The following is a 16,977-nucleotide window of genomic DNA, read 5'->3' as shown; positions in this document are numbered from 1 at the left end:
GGACTCCCGGGGCCCTGCGTCGTTCACGCTACGTGAGTGGTGCGGCCTTCGATGAGCGTCGCGCGGACTCCCATCTCGCGCAGTTCGATCTCGGATGCTGCGAGGGGATCGCTCTCGCAGAGTGCCAGGTCGGCAAGAGCCCCCGGTTCGATGCGCGCCCCGCCGAGCGAGCCGCCGGCGGTCGCTGCCGCCAGCGCCACCGCGGCGTCGAGCCGCTGCTCCGGACGCCACGCTTCACGACCGTCCCGCGTGCGGTACACCGCCCCGGCGATAGCGGCCCAGGGGTCGAGCCGCGACACGGGCGCGTCCGAACCGAAGGTGAGATTGGCGCCGGCATCAGACAGAGCCCGCAGCGGGTAGGCCACCGCCGTCTGGGCCGCCCACATCTCGTCGGTGACATCGCGGTCGTCGATGGCATGTTCGGGCTGCACGCTGGCTCCGACCCCCAAGCGCGCGAAACGCGGGATGTCAGCGGCAGCGACGAGCTGCGCGTGCTCGATCGTCCCCACAGCCCCGGTCACGGCGAAAGCGTCGAGGGCGTGGGAGTTGGCGACGTCGCCGATCGCGTGGATCGCGCACTCCAACCCCGCCCCCGTGGCCCGCATCATCAGATCGGTGAGAGTGCGCGGATCGACCGTCATCACGCCACGGTTCGACGGGTCATCCGCATAGGGGTGTCCGCACGCCGCGGTGCGCGTCCCGAGCGAACCGTCGGTGATGACCTTCAGCGGGCCCGTGCGCACGAGGTCGTTGTGCCCACCCCGCACCCGGTCGCCGCTGCGGAGTCCTTCGTCGATGGCCTGGTCGAGGTGTTCGGGGTAGATGCCGTACCGCACGCGCAGCACATCGAAACCCGCCGCCGCCCGCCGCATCCAGGCTTCGTCGTTGCGTGTCATATCGAAATCGATCATGCCGACCACGCCGCGCGCGGCCGCCGCTCTGGCCGCCTGCGCGACCAGGCGGTCACCGCCGACCGGGTCGGCGGCGTTGAGCCGACGTGAGACCTCGAACGCGATCTCTTCGCGCAGGATGCCGGAAGGTTCGGGCGCGAAACCCTCACGTCGGAACGCGGCGGTATTGAGCCAGACGCTGTGCACGTCGGCGTTGATCAGGTACGTCGGAACGTCGCCGGTCGCGGCGTCGAGCAACTCCAGCGAGGGTTCGTCGGGCCAGAGCACGTCGCGGAACCCGACGCCGATGACGCGACCGTCCGGCGAGGCCGACGCCCCCGCGAGCGTCGCCGCCTCTCGCGCCGTCTCGGCGGCACCGACGTCGACCCGCTGCGAGGTCAGGGCCCACGGCAGCGCGTGCACGTGATGGTCCCACAGCCCGGGAATGAGCCACGCGCCCTCGGCATCGAGCACCTCGCCGCTCGATCGGACGGCTCCGGTCGGTGCGATGTCGACGATGCGCCCGCCCGAGAGGAAGATGTCGAACGGCCCATCGTCGGGCAGCAGCTCGCGCCCGGCGCCCGCGATGCGCGCCCGCCGAATCGTGCCGATCTGCGCGCCGATCATCGCTGCACGCGCGCATCCGCGGCACGGCGCATCTCAGCGGCGAGTTCGTGCTGCGCGTACGGACCGTCTCCACTGAGCTCGGTGATGATCGTCTCGACGACCTCCGAGGTCTTGTTCTGGCTCAGCTTGCGCTTCGCGACCACCTTCGTGGGAGTGAGGCGGAACCCCACCGTGCCCCGTTCGAGCCGCTCGACGAAGGTCGCATCGTTCGGCCGCTCCCACAGCATCCGCGGCTCTGGAACCTCTCGCTCGAAACGCTCGACGAGACGATCCAGCACGCGCAGGTTCTCGTCGGGGGCGAGGATCTCGGGCACCCCGGTGAGGTGCGCCGACACGTAGTTCCAGGTCGGCACGGCGGCGACGTCGCCATACCAGGACGGCGAGACGTAACCGTGCGGCCCCTGCACCACGAGGAGCAGCTCGCGCTCGCCGAGACCGTGCAGATGGTCGTCGGGCTTGCCGACGTGACCGACGACGGTGAGGTCGTCGCGTTCTTCATCGAGGAGCACCGCGTAGTGCGAAGCGACCAGCCCACCGTCGGTATTGCTGACGAGGGTCATCCACGGATTCGACTCGATGAGCCGACGCAACTCGCCGACGTCGGTCATCGCAAAGCTCGGGTTCTGCCGCATCCGCTCAGCCTAGAGCCGTCAGGCCTGGCAGCTCGGGCACCAGTACAGCTTGCGCCCCGCAGCCTCTTCGACCACTATCGACGTCCCGCAGATCCGGCATGGCAGACCCGCGCGGTGGTAGACCCAGTGCCGATCATCGCGACGAGCCATGGCTGCCCGGTACGCCTCCGGATCGAGGTCGTCCATCGTCATCATCTGGCCGGTCTCGACGCCTATGGCCAGCAACCGCACCCAGTCGCGCCACAACCCCCGCACGGTCTCGTCGGGCACGTCACGGCCGGGGGTGTGCGGGTTCAACCGCGCACGGAAGAGCATCTCGGCCCGGTAGACGTTGCCGATCCCGCTCACCACGTTCTGGTCCATCAACAGCAGGCCGATGGGTGTCGGCTTACGGCGCACCACCGAAGCGAACCGCTCCTCCCCCTCGGTGACGTCGTCGACCAACGGATCGGGGCCGAGCTTGGCGATGGTCGTCGCCACCTCGTCGGGGGTCTGGATCTGGCACGCGGTGGGCCCGCGAAGATCAGCGTTCGTGACGTCGGTCAGCAGCCGCAGACGCACCTGCCCGACCACGGGCGGCGGCCACTCCGCGTCATCTGACAGCCCCGTGGTCTGCTCCGACATACGCACCCGGCCGCGTGCTTTGCGCGGGGCACCGATCGACGACAGCGAATTCTCGCCCGCAGCATCCTGAATCGCCTCTTCGTCAGACACGGTGCCGCGCTGGTTCGTCCGGCCCATGCGCCCGTTCGCCGAGGCGATCGTGGGATCCACGACGATCTCACCTGCGAAATCCCACGCGCCGTACATCCCGAGGTGCACCCGCAGCCACACGTCGTCGTCGAACTCCAGGAACATCTGCTTGCCCACGGCGCGTACCGAGGTCGCCTCTCGTCCGTCGAGCATCGAGGCGCCCTCGACGAAGCGACCCTGGGGGCTGGATGCGGCGACGCGGCGCCCCACGAAATTGCGCTCGAACTGACGGGCGATGCGGTGGACGGAATGCCCTTCGGGCACCGCTAACCGGCCTCAGGATCGAAGGCGTCGATGTCTTCGCCACCGCGGACGGTGGCCCGCGGGTCGGGAAGCAGGCTGCCGTCGTTCTCGAACGCCGCCAGCTGCGCGATGCGGCGTGCGTGTCGCTCCTCGTCGGAGAAGGGCGTGGCGATGAAGCGGTCGATGAACGCGGCCGCCTCCTCGAAGGTGTGCTGACGCGCGCCGATCGCGATGACGTTCGCGTCGTTGTGCTCGCGTGCGAGTTCCGCTGTCGCGATGCTCCAGACCAGGGCAGCACGAACGCCGCGCACCTTGTTCGCCGAGATCTGCTCGCCGTTCCCCGAACCGCCGAAGACGATGCCCAGAGTCTCGATGCCGGCGGCTTGGTCGCGCACGACCGCCTGCGCCGCGCGAATGCAGAACGCGGGGTAATCGTCGACCGGGTCGTACTCGAGCGGGCCGTGGTCGACGACCTCGTGCCCCTGGCCCGCGAGGTGGTGCTGGAGCTGCGTCGAGAACTCGAGCCCCGCGTGGTCGGTCGCGATGTGGATGCGCATGGCACTCATCCTAGAAGTGCGCGATCGTCCGTCGCGCGATCAGGGTGCCACGCCCGACACGGCGGGCTTGAAGCCGGCGCGGACGTTCTCGCAGCAGCCGGGCCGGCAGACGTCGAACCACGGGCCGAGCGCCGTCTTGTGGGGGCGCTCCGCCGCCGGTGTGCCGTGCAGGCGTTCCTCGACCAGGTCGACAAGACCCGAGACGTAGGCAGGATCGACCCCGGGAGTGGCGGTGCGCACGGCCCGGATGCCCGCCTCTTCGGCCGACTCCATCGCCTCGGTATCGAGGTCCCAGAGCACCTCCATGTGGTCGCTGACGAAACCGAGCGGCACGATCGCCACCGCTTGCACACCGCGCGAGGGCAGCTCGGCGATCACGTCGTTCACGTCGGGCTCGAGCCACGGCTGCGTGGGCGGACCGGAACGCGACTGGAAGACGAGCTCCCATTCCACCGCTTCCGCCGACCCGGGGATGACGTCGGCGACGGCAGCCATCACGACCTCCGCGACCGCACGGTGCTGCGCGGCGTACGCTCCGCCTTCGCCGAAGTCGACGTCGCGCGGACCGGAACGGTCGGCATCCGCCGTGGGGATCGAATGGGTCGAGAAGAGCACCCGGATCGCGGACGGCGCGATCCCGTCGGCGATGAACCCCGCGAGCGCCGCACGCACACCGTCGACGAAAGGCTCCACGAAGCCGGGGTGGTCGAAGAACTGACGCACTTTGTCGATCGTCAACGACGCACCCGCCCCCGTCTCGGTGAGCACCCGGGCGAAGTCCTCGCGATACTGGCGGCAGCTCGAGAACGAGCTGTAGGCGCTGGTCGCGACGGCCAGCAGGGTCGTGTGACCGGCAGCGGCAGCATCCGTCACCGCTTCTTCGAGATAGGGCGCCCAGTTGCGGTTGCCCCAGTAGACCGGCAGACCGAGGCCCCGGCGGGCGATCTCGGCCTCGAGCGCTGCTTTCAGCGCCCGGTTCTGCGCGTTGATGGGGCTGATGCCGCCGAAATGACGGTAGTGGTGGGCCACCTCTTCGAGCCGTTCATCGGGGATGCCGCGGCCGCGCGTCACGTTCCGAAGGAAAGGAATGACGTCGTCCTGACCCTCGGGCCCGCCGAACCCGGCGAGCAGCACGCCGTCGTAAGCGACCGGCGTCTCTATGTGAGGGGCGCCGGATGAGGCGGCATCCGAGGCGAAGAGAACCGTCGGGGAACCCTCGATCGGGCTGGACTGAGTGGGGTCGCTGTTCGTCACAACCCGATCCTTCCACTCCGGCATCGTCCGTTGGCAGAAATAGCTCGATGGTGTAGGAAGCCCGGAGCCCCGCGAAGGAAAGGCCCGGAGATAGGGTGGGACGGTTGTCGTCGGCGCCATTCGGGTCGCGCAGCATCCACCCCTCTACCCCTGGGAGAACCTTCGTGCCTGGAGAGAACCTCACCCGCAACGAGGCGCAGCAGCGCCGCGCGGTCGTCGACCCGTCGGCCGATGGCGGCATCGAGTATGCGATCGCGCTGGATCTGACGAAGGGCGCCGAGGTCTTCGGTTCTCGCACGGTCGTGCGTTTCTCGGCCACCGCCGGTGCGGAAACCTTCATCGACCTCATCTCGGGGTTTGTGCACTCCATCACCCTCAACGGTCGCGATGTGCCGGTGTCCGCGCACGTCGACTCGCGGATCGCTCTGACCGACCTGCGCGAGCGCAACGAGCTCATCGTCGACGCCGACTGCGACTACACCAACACGGGCGAGGGCCTGCACCGCTTCGTCGACCCCGTCGACGGCGAGGTCTACCTCTACTCGCAGTTCGAGGTGCCCGACTCGCGCCGCGTGTTCGCGGTCTTCGAGCAGCCCGACCTCAAGGCGACGTTCCAGTTCACCATCACCGCTCCTGCGTCGTGGACCGTGGTGTCCAACTCCCCCAGTCCGGAGCCTTCCGAGGCCGGCGCAGGCGTCGCCACCTGGACCTTCGAGCCCACCCCGACGATCTCGTCGTACATCACGGCCCTGATCGCCGGCCCGTACGAGTCGACGTTCTCCGAACTGACGAGCGCTTCCGGCCGGGTCATCCCGCTGGGGGTGTTTGCCCGAAAGAGCCTGTGGGAGCACCTCGACGCCGACTACGTCTTCGAGAAGACCCGCCAGGGGTTCGCGTACTACGAGGAGAAGTTCGACTACCCGTACCCCTTCGCCAAGTACGACCAGCTCTTCGTTCCGGAGTTCAACGCCGGCGCGATGGAGAACGCCGGCGCGGTCACCTTCACCGAGACCTACGTCTTCCGGAGCAAGGTGACGGATGCTGTCAAGGAGCGCCGCGTCGTCACGATCCTCCACGAGCTCGCGCACATGTGGTTCGGCGACCTCGTCACCATGAAGTGGTGGAACGGCCTGTGGCTGAACGAGTCGTTCGCCGAGTGGGCGTCGACGATCGCGACCGCCGAGGCCACCGAGTGGACCGAAGCCTGGACGACCTTCAACGCGATGGAGAAGACCTGGGCGTATCGCCAGGATCAGCTGCCCTCGACCCACCCGGTCATCGCCGAGATCAACGACCTCGAAGACGTGCAGGTCAACTTCGACGGCATCACCTACGCCAAGGGCGGTTCGGTGCTCAAGCAGCTCGCCGCCTGGGTCGGCATCGAGCAGTTCTTCGCGGGCGTCGCGGCCTACTTCGCCAAGCACGAGTGGTCCAACACCGAACTCGGCGACCTGCTCGAAGAGCTCGAGGCCACGAGCGGCCGCGAACTCGGGCAGTGGTCGCGCAAGTGGCTCGAGACGGCCGGTGTGAACACGCTCTCTCCGCTGCTCGAAGAGGCGGCCGACGGAACGCTGACGCGCTTCGCCATCGTGCAGACCGCTCCCGCCGATTACCCGACCATTCGCCCGCACCGTCTCGGGGTGGGCTTCTACTCGCTTCGCAACGGCTCTCTCGAGCGCGTCCACCGCCTCGAACTCGACGTGGACGGCGACCGCACCGACGTTCCCGAGCTCGTCGGAATCCGGCGCCCCGACCTCGTCCTCCTGAACGATGAAGACCTCGCCTACGCGAAGATCCGCCTCGACGAGCGCTCGCTCGCCACGGCCATCGCCCACCTGAAAGACATCACCGACCCGCTCGCGCGGTCGCTCGTGTGGGGTGCCGCGTGGGACCAGACGCGTGACGCCGAAGCATCCGCCACCGACTACGTCGACCTCGTCCTGCGCAACATCGGCTCGGAGACCGAGTCGACGACCGTCCGCACGACGCTCGGCCAGCTGCAGCTCGCAGCGAACTCGTACGTTTCGCCCGAGAAGCGCGACGCCACCCGCGCGCGGGTCGCCGACGCCCTCTGGGCGCTCGCGCGGGCCGCGGCACCCGAGAGCGACAGCCAACTGCAGTTCGTCACCGCCTTCGCGGGCGCGGCGTCGACCGAGAAGCACTGGGCCACCGTGCGCGCACTCCGCGACGGCGACATCACCCTCGACGGTCTCCACATCGACACGGATCTCTCGTGGCAGCTGCTCGTCTCGCTCGCCGCGGGCGGGGCGGTTTCGGCCACCGACATCGAGAAGGCCCTCGCCGAGGACAACACCGCCAAGGGTGGCGAGTTCGCCGCTCACGCCAAGGCTGCCCTGCCGAACCTCGAGGCCAAGCTCGCCGCGTGGGATTCGCTCGTCGCCAAGGACGACGCACCGAACACGATCGTTCGAGCCGCCGCCGCCGGGTTCACCCACCCGGCCGGTGTCGAGGTGCTGCGTGAGTTCGTGACGCCGTACTTCGACATGCTGCTCGAGGTGTGGGAATCGCGCACCTACCAGATCGCGCAGTATCTGATCGTCGGGCTCTTCCCCTCTGCCCTCGCCGACGTCGCGCTCCGCGACGCCACGCGCCGCTGGCTCGCCGCGAACCTCGACGCGCCCGCCGCGTTGCGCCGGCTCGTGAACGAGAACCTCGCCGGTGTCGAGCGTGCGCTCGCCGTGCAGGAGCGCGACGCGGAGTAGCCCCACGTCTTCGCGATGGCCTCCACCTCCGGGCGGAGGCCATCGTCGTCTCGTTCCGTGGTACCAGCCGGTGTCCCCCAGGGAGAGACCGGGGGCGGATGCGGCGGCGCCCGACGCTTTCTAGCGTTGAATCATGATCGTCGCAGAGAACCTCAGCAAGCGGTACGGCGCGAAAAGCGCCGTCTCCGATGTCAGCTTCATCGTCCAACCCGGCAAGGTCACCGGCTTCCTCGGCCCGAACGGGGCCGGCAAATCCACGACGATGCGCATGATCGTCGGGCTCGACCGTCCCAGCGCCGGCAGGGTGACCGTGGGGGGCCTGTCCTACCGCCGCATGCGCGCACCGCTCACCGAGGTGGGGGTGCTCTTGGACGCCAAAGCTGTGCACGGCGGGCGATCCGCACGCAGTCATCTGCGCACCATGGCCGCGACCCACGGCATCGGCAACGCCCGAGTGGATGAGGTCATCGAACTCACCGGGCTCGCGTCGGTCGCGCGCAAGCGGGCCGGCAAGTTCTCGCTGGGCATGGGGCAGCGGCTCGGCATCGCCGCGGCGCTCCTCGGCGACCCCCACACCGTCATCCTCGACGAACCGGTGAACGGCCTTGACCCCGAGGGCGTTCGGTGGGTACGCCAGTTCGTGCGTCATATCGCCGGCGAGGGCAGGACCGTTCTTCTTTCCAGCCACCTCATGAGCGAAATGGCGCAAACCGCCGACCATGTCATCGTGCTCGGGCAGGGCGAAGTGTTGGCCGACGCGCCGCTGCCCGAGCTCGTTCGGGCGTGGACGCGCAACACCGTGGTGGTGAGGTCACCGCGGCTCGCCGACCTCGTGGCGGCGGTGTCGGGGCCGGAGGTCACCGTGACGGCCAGCGAACCCGGCGTTGCCCAGATCGAAGGCCTCCCCGCTGCGACCATCGGCGACACGGCCGCGTCTCTCGGCATCGCCATCCACGAGCTCACCGCCCACTCGGGCTCTCTCGAAGACGCCTACCTCGCCCTGACCGGCGACGCTGTGGAATACAACACTGTCGAGTACAAGACGAAGGAGATCGCATGACCACCCTGACGGCCTCGCCCGGCACCGGCGCCCGGACCGCCTCGCCCCATCGGGTGACCTTCCCCCGCCTGCTGCGCAGCGAGTGGATGAAACTCACCAGCCTGCGCTCGACATGGTGGTCGCTGGCCATCGCGACGGTTCTTTCAGTAGCCATCTCGATGTTGATCGCTGCCGCTTCCGCGGACCTGTCCCCCGGCTTCCCCGCCGTCACCGCGATCCTCTCCCCCACGCAGTTCACCATGCTCGTCGCGGGGATCCTGGGCTCCATCGCCGTGACCGGCGAGTACTCGACCGGGATGATCCGCTCCACCCTCGCTGCCGAGCCGCGGCGCGGGGCCGTCCTGGTCGCGAAAGCCGTCGTGGTTGCCGCATTGATGGGGGTCACCACCATCGTCAGCTATGCGATCGCCATCGCCATGACCGCCGGCATGCTCAGTGAACAGATCGACTGGGCTGAGCCGACCCAATCGCTGATCCCCCTCGCCCTCGGCGTTCTCTCGATGATCGCCTTCGCCCTTATCGGCGTCGGCTTCGGCTTCATCATCCGAAATGGCGCCGGGGCGATCGCGGCAACGGTCGGTCTTCTCTTCGTTCTGCCGATCGTGGTGAGCATCTTCGCGATCATGGGTGAGGCAGGGCGCTGGATCGTCGATTCAGGCGAGTACCTCCCCATGAATGCGGCCGCGGCGCTCTCCGTGCCCGGCGCCGATGACCTCGTCGGGTCGCTCGTCGCCCTCCTGGTGTGGGTGGCTGCGTTGCTCGCCGGCGGCTGGGGCGTCCTCAGAACTCGCGACGCGTAAAGTCGGGCAGATGCCACGCGGTCGCACCCGTACCGTCGTCGGAGCCGCCTCAGGCTCCGACGACGGCCTGTTGCTGCCCCACCAGCCGGGGGTCATACGACGCTTCTGGGCACAGCATCCGCGATTCACCGACGTTCTGGTCGCTTTGTCGGCGGTGCTCCTCTCGGTCCCTGCCGCTGTCCTGCGCTCGCCCTACCCCGTGCCACCTGCGGCGGGGCAGATCTGGTTCGCCGTCGGATTGGCGTTGGTGGCGTGCGCCGCTCTGATGTTCCGACGGGAGCGACCGCTGACGGTCTTCGCGATCACGGCGGCACCGCTCTTGCTGCTGCCGGCCAGCCTCGTGCCGACCTTTCACATCCTTCCTGCCTACGCGCTGTACGCCATTGCCGCCTACCGGTCGACGCGCGCCGCGTGGATCGCTTTCGGAGTCGCGGCGTCGGCGGTCGTGGGCCACACCCTGCTCACCGTTGCTGTGGCACCGGCCGAGACCGGTCTGGTGGTGTCTTCCGCGATCTTCCCCGGGGTCACCCTGCTCATCGGCACCCTCATCGGGATCAATGTCGGCAATCGCCGACGGTACCTCGAGGCCCTCATCGACCGGTCCCGCCAACTCCTGGTCGAACGCGACCAGCAGTCGCGGCTCGCCGCCGCGGCCGAGCGCACCCGCATCGCCCGCGAGATGCACGACATCGTGTCGCACTCGCTGACGGTCATCGTCGCGCTCACCGAGGGGGCGGCCGCGGCGAGCGATCCCGAGCGGGCTCGGATCGCCAGTCGAGGTGCCGCGGACACCGCGCGCGCCGCGTTGACCGAGATGCGCTCGATGCTCGGCGTCCTCCGCGACGATTCCGCCGATACCACTCCCCTCGAGCCGCTCGAACCGAGTGATCCGGCCCAGGTGGTCGCCGCCGCACAGCGGGCGGGCTTCCCCGTCACCGCTTCTTTCACCGGGTCGACCGTCGACGCTCCGCCCGCCGTCCGTTTCGCGCTGGGAAGGATCGTGCAGGAATCCGTCACGAACGCGATGCGGCACGCGCCCGGCGCGACCGACATCCGTGTGACCGTGTCGGCTGAACGGGAGAGTGTCGTCGTCACCGTCGAGAACGACGGTGCCAGCCCGAGGGAGTCCGATGCTCCCGGCGGTTTCGGTCTGCGCGGACTCGAAGAACGCACTGAACACGTCGGAGGCACGCTCGTCGCCGGCCCCATCGGCGCGAACACCTGGCGGTTGCGTGCGACGCTACCCCTCCACCATCCGCGCCCCGAGGAGCCCTCGTGACAGACCTCATCCGCGTGCTGCTCGTCGACGACCAGGAGCTCATCCGCCTCGGCTTCCGAATGGTGCTCGACGAAGAGCCCGACATCGTCGTGGTCGGAGAGGCCGTAGACGGCCTCGACGCAGTGCGCGAAACGGCCCGCCTGCGCCCCGATGTCGTGCTGATGGACGTCCGCATGCCGAACCTCGACGGCATCGGCGCGACAGAACGCATCGTGGCTGCGCGGCCCGACGCTCGAATCCTGATCCTCACGACGTTCGACCTCGACGAGTACGCCTTCGCCGCCCTGCAGGCCGGGGCGAGCGGTTTCCTCCTCAAGGACGCCCAACGTGCCGAGCTGGTCGGAGCCGTACGTGCTGTTCACCGGGGCGACGCAGCCTTGGCCCCGCGGGTGACCCGCCGCATGATCGAACTCCTCGCAGAGATTCCCGCGAAGCCCGACCCCGCGGGGCTCTCCGAACTCACCGAGAGGGAGCGCGAGGTATTCGTGGCGATGGGCGCCGGACGCACCAATGCCGAAGTGGCGCGCGCCCTGCACGTGAGCGAGTCGACCGTGAAAACGCATGTGGGGCGAGTGCTCTCCAAGCTCGGCGCACGCGATCGGGTGCACGCCGTGATCCTCGCGCACCGCCACGGCCTCGTGACCGCCGAGACCGCCCTCCCGTACAACGGCGACTGAGCCCAGCCTCCACCGAGGCTCGCGTCGTTAGCATGGAGCAGATGCTCGACCTCTTCGCTGAAACCCAGACCGAAACCCCGCCCCCCGCTTTCCCGACCCCCGAATTCTGGCAGGGGGTGCTCGAATGGCTGACGGACGCGGGCTTCAAAGTGCTCGGCGCCGTCGGCATCGTCGTCGCGGCCGCGCTGGCCTCGTGGGTGCTTCGCGTCGTCATCCGTCACGTCGTCGGGCGCGTGGTCTCGGGTGCGAAGAACAAGGCGAACGTCGACGACACCCAGGCGCTGGAGCGCTCGCCCCTCGCGGCGGTGCGGCTCGTACAGCGAACGCGCACGCTCGGCACGATCCTGCAGAACATCGTGAACGTCATCATCGTCATCGTGGCTCTGGTCCTGGTCGCGGGCGTGCTCGCCCCCGACGTCCTCGCATCGCTGACGCTCCTCACCGCCGCGATCGGTGCCGGTCTCGGTTTCGGCGCGCAGAACATCGTCAAAGACGTGCTCAACGGCATCTTCATCGTCGCCGAAGACCAGATCGGCATCGGTGACGTCGTCGATCTGGGGCTCGCGACGGGCGTCGTCGAGTATGTCAGCGTGCGTGTGAGCCACGTGCGCGACGTCAACGGCACGCTCTGGTACGTCCGCAACGGCGAGATCCTGCGCATCGGGAACATGTCGCAGGGCTGGTCACGGGTCATCATCGACCTCGCCGTCCCCGCCAACGCCGACATCCGCGAGGTGGAAGGCGCGATGCTCGACGCCGCGAAGTCGCTGACCGATGAGCCGAAGTGGCGCACCCGCATCATCGAGCAGCCCGAAGTGTGGGGACTCGAGTCGGTGTCGGGCGACGCTCTGGTCATCCGCCTCGTGATGAAGACCCGCGCGAACGCGAAAGACGACGTCGCCCGTGAACTCCGGATGCGTCTGAAGTACGCCATCGACGAGCTGGGGCTCACGCTCCCCCAGCTCAACTCCATCACCTTGACGGGTCTCGAAGGCGCCCAGCGGGTGCGAGGTGCGAATCCGCCTCGAACCCGGCCCACGCCGGTCGCGATGGAGCAACGCCCCGTCTGGAAGCCGCGCAAACGCTCGAAGGCGGATGCTGCGGAAGAAATCGCACCGAAAACTCCTCCGGCGACCGCCGCCGACTCTGAAGCATCCGAGGAACCCCGATGACGGAGCAGGCCAGTTTTTACGAGCAGGTGGGTGGCATGCCGACCTTCCGCCGTCTTGTCGACGCGTTCTACCGCGGAGTCGCAGCCGACGAGGTCTTGAAGCCGATGTACCCCGAAGAAGACCTCGCCCCCGCGGCCGAGCGGCTGACGCTCTTCCTCGCGCAGTATTGGGGCGGACCGACGACCTACAGCGAACAGCGCGGCCACCCCCGGCTTCGCATGCGCCACAATCCCTTCCACGTGAATCCCGATGCGCGCGACCGGTGGTTGTCGCACATGCGGGCAGCGGTCGACGAGCTCGAACTCTCTCCGCTCCACGACGCCACGCTGTGGGACTACCTGCAGAGGGCGGCGCTGGCGATGGTGAACACCTTCGAGCCCACCGGGATCGGCGCCGGCCCCGAGGGGCGGTCGACCCCGGGAATCCCCGTCGTCGGTCGGAGCGACGCCGAGCGATAGGGCCATCCGCCCTAGGTGGAGATACCTGTCGATCGGACAGCAGTGAGCCCGTTCCGCACGGTGGTGCGCACCAGCACGTGACCGCGACGCAACGACAGCCGTCGCCACGGACCGGCCTCGCGCACCTGCGCATGCTCTTCACCGGAGATGAACCCGAGCGCGAAGGCGGCGAACGCCGTGCCGAGAGGGAGGCCTCCGAGCGCAGGCTCGGGCGCTCCCCAGACGCTCGCCCGCACGCTCTGCACGATCTCCTCGCCCGCGTCCCGCGGGACGGTCTGTGCGACGTCAGCGATACCGGCCTGCGCCCGCGACGCGAGAACGGATGCGGCGACCTCACCCACCAGGTTCCACCCTCCCCGTGGCGGCGAGATGCCGGCCCACATGGCCGACAGCGCCGAATCGGGCAGCACGATCTCCGCCGGGTCATCCGGAGCGAGTGCGAGCGACGAGCCGACGACGACGAGGTCGCAGACGAGCTCGGGATCGATCGTGACCGCACGAAGACCCAGCACCGTGGGGGTCGGATCCAGCAGGTCCCGGGGCGCGAGGGGTGCCGCAGTGATCACCAGCGTGCCGTCGGCGGCTCGGAGGCGCACGGCGCCATCGCCGAGTTGAGCGGCCCTCGATGCGAAGGTGAGGACGTCGGCGGCGCCCTGCTGATCGGGGAAGACGAGGCGAGCGGACACCCGGCCTAAACTACCAAGCGGCGAGCGGGCGCTCGCCAGAACGGGAGAATTCGTGTCCGACACCCTCGATCCCGTCGCCTCGCTCCTCGCGGTGCTCGACCTTCGCGACGCGGGAGCCCGGACCACCGAAGACATCTTCACCGGTGTCTCGCAGGCCATGCCGGGTGGACGGGTCTACGGCGGCCAGGTCCTCGCGCAGACGGTCGTGGCCGCATCTCGAACCCTGCCGCCCGCACGCATGCCCCACTCGATGCACGGGTACTTCCTCCGACCGGGTGACGCCAGTCAAGACATCACCTTCTCCGTAGACCGGATTCACGACGGCCGATCGTTCTCGACGAGGCGCACGCAGGCCTTCCAGTCGGGGGTGCCGATCTTCTCGATGATCGCGTCGTTCCAAGACGAAGACCCGGGTCTCGAGCATCAGGAGCCCATGCCCGCCGGCTACCCCGACCCCGACGAGCTTCCCGACGTCGAGGCCGAGATCATCCGGGCGCACCCTCAGTCGGGTCGCGTGTTCCGCGAACGCCCGGTGGACGTGCGACACGTTCCGAGTGCCATCTACGTCGAAGTGGCCGAGCTGTCGGCGCACCAGGCCGTTTGGCTGCGGGTGAAGCGGGCGCTGCCCGATGACCCGGCGATCCACCGCGCCGCATTGGCGTACCTCAGCGACATGACGATCCAGGAATCGATCATGCGCGCGCACGGAGTCGCCTGGAACACTCCAGGATTGAAGGTCGCGAGCCTCGACCACGCGATGTGGTGGCATCGGCCCGCTCGAGTGGACGAATGGCTGCTCTATGTGCAGGAGTCACCCAGCGCACGCGGCGGGCGCGGCCTGTCGACCGGACGGATCTATGCGCGAGACGGCGCCCTCGTCGCGAGCGTGGCGCAGGAGGTCATGGTCAGAGTGCGTCCGGAACCCGGACGTCAGGACCTCGAGCGGCGATAGTCGATCGGGGCGCTGATGAGCGGCGCCCACGCGGTGCGCTCGGTCTCGCTCCACCGTGTCGGACGCCCGGTCGCCGTGTCGACGATCACGACGACGACCGTGGCCCGCGCGTACAGCACGGCCGGATCGATGCCCACCGGGGTATGCACCTCGAAGCAGATGTCTGCGCTCGAGCCGCCCATGCGCCCGATCCACATCTGCACGTCGAGCGGTCGCTGCCCGTACGGAACGGGTCGGAAGTATTCGATCTCCTGGCGGGCGATGAGGGTCGCACGCGACCCGCCGCTCTCGAGGACGTCCATCTCGAAGACCGCCGTGGGCAGAGGAGCATCGTCACCGTCGCTCTTCCAGAAGGCGCGGAGGCGAGCCTCCTCAAGGATCTTCAGCATCGAGGTGTTGTTGACATGACCCAGTGCGTCGAGATCGCCCCATCGCAGGTGGATGGGGATATGCACGCGGGGGTGCGCAGCATCCGTCATCGCTGCACTCCCCCGCGTGTCACTCGGATCGATAAATCAGTCACGCGTGAGCCGTCGGTACGCCGAACGGCTAGGGTTCGCCGCATCGGGGCCGAGGCGCTCGATCTTGTTCTCTTCGTACGCGTCGAAGTTGCCCTCGAACCAATACCACTGGTCGGGATTCTCTTCGGTTCCCTCGTACGCGAGGATGTGCGTCGCGATGCGGTCGAGGAACCAGCGATCGTGCGTGATGACCACCGCGCAACCGGGAAATTCGAGCAGGGCGTTCTCGAGCGAACCGAGCGTTTCGACGTCGAGGTCGTTCGTCGGCTCGTCGAGAAGGAGAAGGTTGCCGCCCTCTTTCAGCGTCAGCGCGAGGTTCAGTCGGTTGCGCTCGCCTCCGGAGAGGACGCCGGCCTTCTTCTGCTGATCGGGGCCTTTGAAGCCGAACTTCGATACATAGGCACGCGAAGGAATCTCGACCTTGCCGATGGTGATGATGTCGAGCCCGTCGGAGACGACTTCCCACAGGGTCTTCTGCGGGTCGATGTTGGACCGGTTCTGGTCGACGTAGCTGATCTTGACCGTTTCACCGATCTTGACCTCGCCACCGTCGACCGGCTCGAGACCGACGATCGTCTTGAACAGCGTCGTCTTGCCGACACCGTTCGGACCGATCACGCCGACGATGCCGTTCGGCGGCAGGCTGAAGCTCAGGTTGGCGATCAGTGACCGACCGTTGAAACCCTTCTGGAGCTTCCGCGCTTCGATCACGACACCACCCAGGCGCGGGCCCGGCGGGATCTGGATCTCGTCGAAGTCGAGCTTGCGCGTGCGGTCGGCCTCGGCCGCCATCTCTTCGTACCGGGCGAGTCGTGCCTTCGACTTCACCTGGCGACCCTTCGCATTGGAGCGCACCCACTCGAGCTCTTCCGAGAGGCGCTTCGCGAGCTTCGCGTCTTTCTTGCCCTGCACCTCGAGGCGCTGGCCCTTCTTCTCGAGGTAGGTCGAGTAGTTACCCTCGTACCCGATCAGGTGGCCGCGGTCGACTTCGGCAATCCATTCCGCGACGTTGTCGAGGAAGTACCGGTCGTGAGTGATCGCGATGACCGCGCCGGAGTACTTCTGCAGGTGCTGCTCAAGCCACTGCACACTCTCGGCGTCGAGGTGGTTCGTGGGCTCGTCGAGGAGGAGCAGGTCGGGCTTCTGGAGCAGCAGCTTCGTCAGAGCGACGCGCCGCTTCTCCCCACCGGAGAGGTTCTCGACGGTGGCATCGCCGGGGGGCGTACGCAAGGCGCTCATGGCCTGCTCAAGTTGGGAATCGAGGTCCCACGCGTCGGCGGCGTCGATCTCTTCCTGAAGCGTGCCCATCTCGGCCAGGAGGGCATCGAAGTCTGCGTCGGGCTCCGCCATCAGCGCCGAGATCTCGTTGAACCGGTCGACCTTCGCCTTGACAGCGATGCCTTCCTGGATGTTCTCCAGAACGGTCTTCGTCTCATCGAGCTCCGGCTCCTGCATGAGGATGCCGACGGAGAAGCCCGGACTCAGCTTGGCTTCGCCGTTGGACGGGGTGTCGAGCCCCGCCATGATCTTGATGATCGTCGACTTTCCGGCACCGTTCGGACCGACCATGCCGATCTTCGCGCCGGGAAGGAACGACATCGTGACGTCGTCCAGGATCAGTTTCTCGCCCACGGCTTTTCGCGCGCGGACCATCGAGTAGATGTATTCAGCCATATCCGTCCCAGTCTAGGGC

Annotated in this window: 16 protein-coding genes; 8 read left to right on the top strand and 8 right to left on the bottom strand. The window is 68.0% G+C overall.

What is annotated here, in order from left to right; all coding sequences use genetic code 11:
* Positions 1-23 precede the first annotated feature (23 nt).
* From ACFXQA_RS09450 to ACFXQA_RS09430, 5 genes are read right to left on the bottom strand one after another with little or no spacing between them, the layout of a single operon-like run.
* On the bottom strand, positions 24-1,517 hold the full coding sequence (locus ACFXQA_RS09450) for an amidohydrolase (protein WP_394519568.1): 1,494 nt from the start codon (positions 1,515-1,517) through the stop codon (positions 24-26).
* Positions 1,514-2,149 carry an FMN-binding negative transcriptional regulator gene (locus ACFXQA_RS09445; protein ID WP_394519567.1) on the bottom strand — a complete coding sequence of 212 codons (636 nt, stop codon included), beginning with the start codon at positions 2,147-2,149 and terminating at the stop codon, positions 1,514-1,516. Before ACFXQA_RS09445 ends, ACFXQA_RS09450 begins: the two co-directional genes overlap by 4 nt.
* An 18-nt stretch (positions 2,150-2,167) precedes the next feature.
* Complete coding sequence (locus tag ACFXQA_RS09440) at positions 2,168-3,166, bottom strand: Fpg/Nei family DNA glycosylase (RefSeq protein ID WP_394519566.1); 999 nt, start codon at positions 3,164-3,166, stop codon at positions 2,168-2,170.
* Between the two features lie 2 nt (positions 3,167-3,168).
* The gene (locus ACFXQA_RS09435) at positions 3,169-3,702 is read right to left on the bottom strand and encodes a ribose-5-phosphate isomerase (RefSeq protein ID WP_394519565.1); all 534 of its coding nucleotides are present in this window, start codon (positions 3,700-3,702) and stop codon (positions 3,169-3,171) included.
* 39 nt (positions 3,703-3,741) lie between these two features.
* Positions 3,742-4,956 carry a ferrochelatase gene (locus ACFXQA_RS09430; protein WP_394519564.1) on the bottom strand — a complete coding sequence of 405 codons (1,215 nt, stop codon included), beginning with the start codon at positions 4,954-4,956 and terminating at the stop codon, positions 3,742-3,744.
* 164 nt (positions 4,957-5,120) lie between these two features.
* Between ACFXQA_RS09430 and pepN the strand changes: the two genes are divergently transcribed.
* The 7 genes from pepN (at position 5,121) to ACFXQA_RS09395 (ending at position 13,125) form a co-directional block, all read left to right on the top strand.
* On the top strand, positions 5,121-7,679 hold the full coding sequence (pepN, locus tag ACFXQA_RS09425) for an aminopeptidase N (protein WP_394519563.1): 2,559 nt from the start codon (positions 5,121-5,123) through the stop codon (positions 7,677-7,679).
* A 133-nt stretch (positions 7,680-7,812) separates the two neighbouring features.
* Positions 7,813-8,739: an ABC transporter ATP-binding protein gene (locus ACFXQA_RS09420; protein ID WP_394519562.1), complete on the top strand. Its 927-nt coding sequence runs from the start codon at positions 7,813-7,815 to the stop codon at positions 8,737-8,739.
* Entirely contained in the window at positions 8,736-9,539 is an 804-nt protein-coding gene (locus ACFXQA_RS09415; protein WP_394519561.1) for an ABC transporter permease subunit, read from the top strand. The genes ACFXQA_RS09420 and ACFXQA_RS09415 overlap by 4 nt, the downstream gene beginning before the upstream one ends.
* A 10-nt stretch (positions 9,540-9,549) precedes the next feature.
* Positions 9,550-10,818, top strand: a complete 1,269-nt coding sequence (locus tag ACFXQA_RS09410; protein WP_394519560.1) for a sensor histidine kinase — start codon at positions 9,550-9,552, stop codon at positions 10,816-10,818.
* Complete coding sequence (locus ACFXQA_RS09405; RefSeq protein ID WP_394519559.1) at positions 10,815-11,495, top strand: response regulator; 681 nt, start codon at positions 10,815-10,817, stop codon at positions 11,493-11,495. The genes ACFXQA_RS09410 and ACFXQA_RS09405 overlap by 4 nt, the downstream gene beginning before the upstream one ends.
* Positions 11,496-11,536: 41 nt before the next feature.
* Entirely contained in the window at positions 11,537-12,667 is a 1,131-nt protein-coding gene (locus ACFXQA_RS09400; RefSeq protein WP_394519558.1) for a mechanosensitive ion channel family protein, read from the top strand.
* Positions 12,664-13,125 carry a globin gene (locus tag ACFXQA_RS09395; protein ID WP_394519557.1) on the top strand — a complete coding sequence of 154 codons (462 nt, stop codon included), beginning with the start codon at positions 12,664-12,666 and terminating at the stop codon, positions 13,123-13,125. Before ACFXQA_RS09400 ends, ACFXQA_RS09395 begins: the two co-directional genes overlap by 4 nt.
* Positions 13,126-13,136: 11 nt before the next feature.
* Here ACFXQA_RS09395 and ACFXQA_RS09390 read toward each other — a convergent pair whose 3' ends face one another.
* On the bottom strand, positions 13,137-13,811 hold the full coding sequence (locus ACFXQA_RS09390) for a DUF8185 domain-containing protein (RefSeq protein WP_394519556.1): 675 nt from the start codon (positions 13,809-13,811) through the stop codon (positions 13,137-13,139).
* Positions 13,812-13,863: 52 nt separating this feature from the next.
* Here ACFXQA_RS09390 and ACFXQA_RS09385 point away from each other — a divergent pair, with 52 nt between their 5' ends.
* Entirely contained in the window at positions 13,864-14,763 is a 900-nt protein-coding gene (locus tag ACFXQA_RS09385; protein ID WP_394519555.1) for an acyl-CoA thioesterase, read from the top strand.
* Here the strand turns inward: ACFXQA_RS09385 and ACFXQA_RS09380 are convergent.
* Together ACFXQA_RS09380 and ettA are read right to left on the bottom strand one after the other, a co-directional pair.
* Positions 14,742-15,242: an acyl-CoA thioesterase gene (locus ACFXQA_RS09380; RefSeq protein ID WP_394519554.1), complete on the bottom strand. Its 501-nt coding sequence runs from the start codon at positions 15,240-15,242 to the stop codon at positions 14,742-14,744. The genes ACFXQA_RS09385 and ACFXQA_RS09380 overlap by 22 nt on opposite strands.
* A gap of 36 nt (positions 15,243-15,278) precedes the next feature.
* A complete protein-coding gene (gene ettA, locus ACFXQA_RS09375) occupies positions 15,279-16,958 on the bottom strand; it encodes an energy-dependent translational throttle protein EttA (RefSeq protein ID WP_394519553.1) in 1,680 nt (559 codons plus the stop codon).
* Positions 16,959-16,977 lie beyond the last annotated feature (19 nt).

It is taken from the genome of Microbacterium shimangi, from assembly GCF_043556445.1.
Taxonomy (GTDB): domain Bacteria; phylum Actinomycetota; class Actinomycetes; order Actinomycetales; family Microbacteriaceae; genus Microbacterium.
Note: the sequence above shows the minus strand (reverse complement) of the source record. Positions and strands in the feature narration are given on the sequence as shown.

Excerpts from the sequence above, each read along its gene's own strand:
- ACFXQA_RS09450 (WP_394519568.1), bottom strand. The coding sequence starts at position 1,517 with ATGATCGGCGCGCAGATCGGCACGATTCGGCGGGCGCGCATCGCGGGC.
- ACFXQA_RS09445 (WP_394519567.1), bottom strand. The coding sequence starts at position 2,149 with ATGCGGCAGAACCCGAGCTTTGCGATGACCGACGTCGGCGAGTTGCGT.
- ACFXQA_RS09435 (WP_394519565.1), bottom strand. The coding sequence starts at position 3,702 with ATGCGCATCCACATCGCGACCGACCACGCGGGGCTCGAGTTCTCGACG.
- ACFXQA_RS09420 (WP_394519562.1), top strand. The coding sequence starts at position 7,813 with ATGATCGTCGCAGAGAACCTCAGCAAGCGGTACGGCGCGAAAAGCGCC.
- ACFXQA_RS09415 (WP_394519561.1), top strand. The coding sequence starts at position 8,736 with ATGACCACCCTGACGGCCTCGCCCGGCACCGGCGCCCGGACCGCCTCG.
- ACFXQA_RS09410 (WP_394519560.1), top strand. The coding sequence starts at position 9,550 with ATGCCACGCGGTCGCACCCGTACCGTCGTCGGAGCCGCCTCAGGCTCC.
- ACFXQA_RS09400 (WP_394519558.1), top strand. The coding sequence starts at position 11,537 with ATGCTCGACCTCTTCGCTGAAACCCAGACCGAAACCCCGCCCCCCGCT.
- ACFXQA_RS09395 (WP_394519557.1), top strand. The coding sequence starts at position 12,664 with ATGACGGAGCAGGCCAGTTTTTACGAGCAGGTGGGTGGCATGCCGACC.
- ACFXQA_RS09380 (WP_394519554.1), bottom strand. The coding sequence starts at position 15,242 with ATGACGGATGCTGCGCACCCCCGCGTGCATATCCCCATCCACCTGCGA.
- ettA (WP_394519553.1), bottom strand. The coding sequence starts at position 16,958 with ATGGCTGAATACATCTACTCGATGGTCCGCGCGCGAAAAGCCGTGGGC.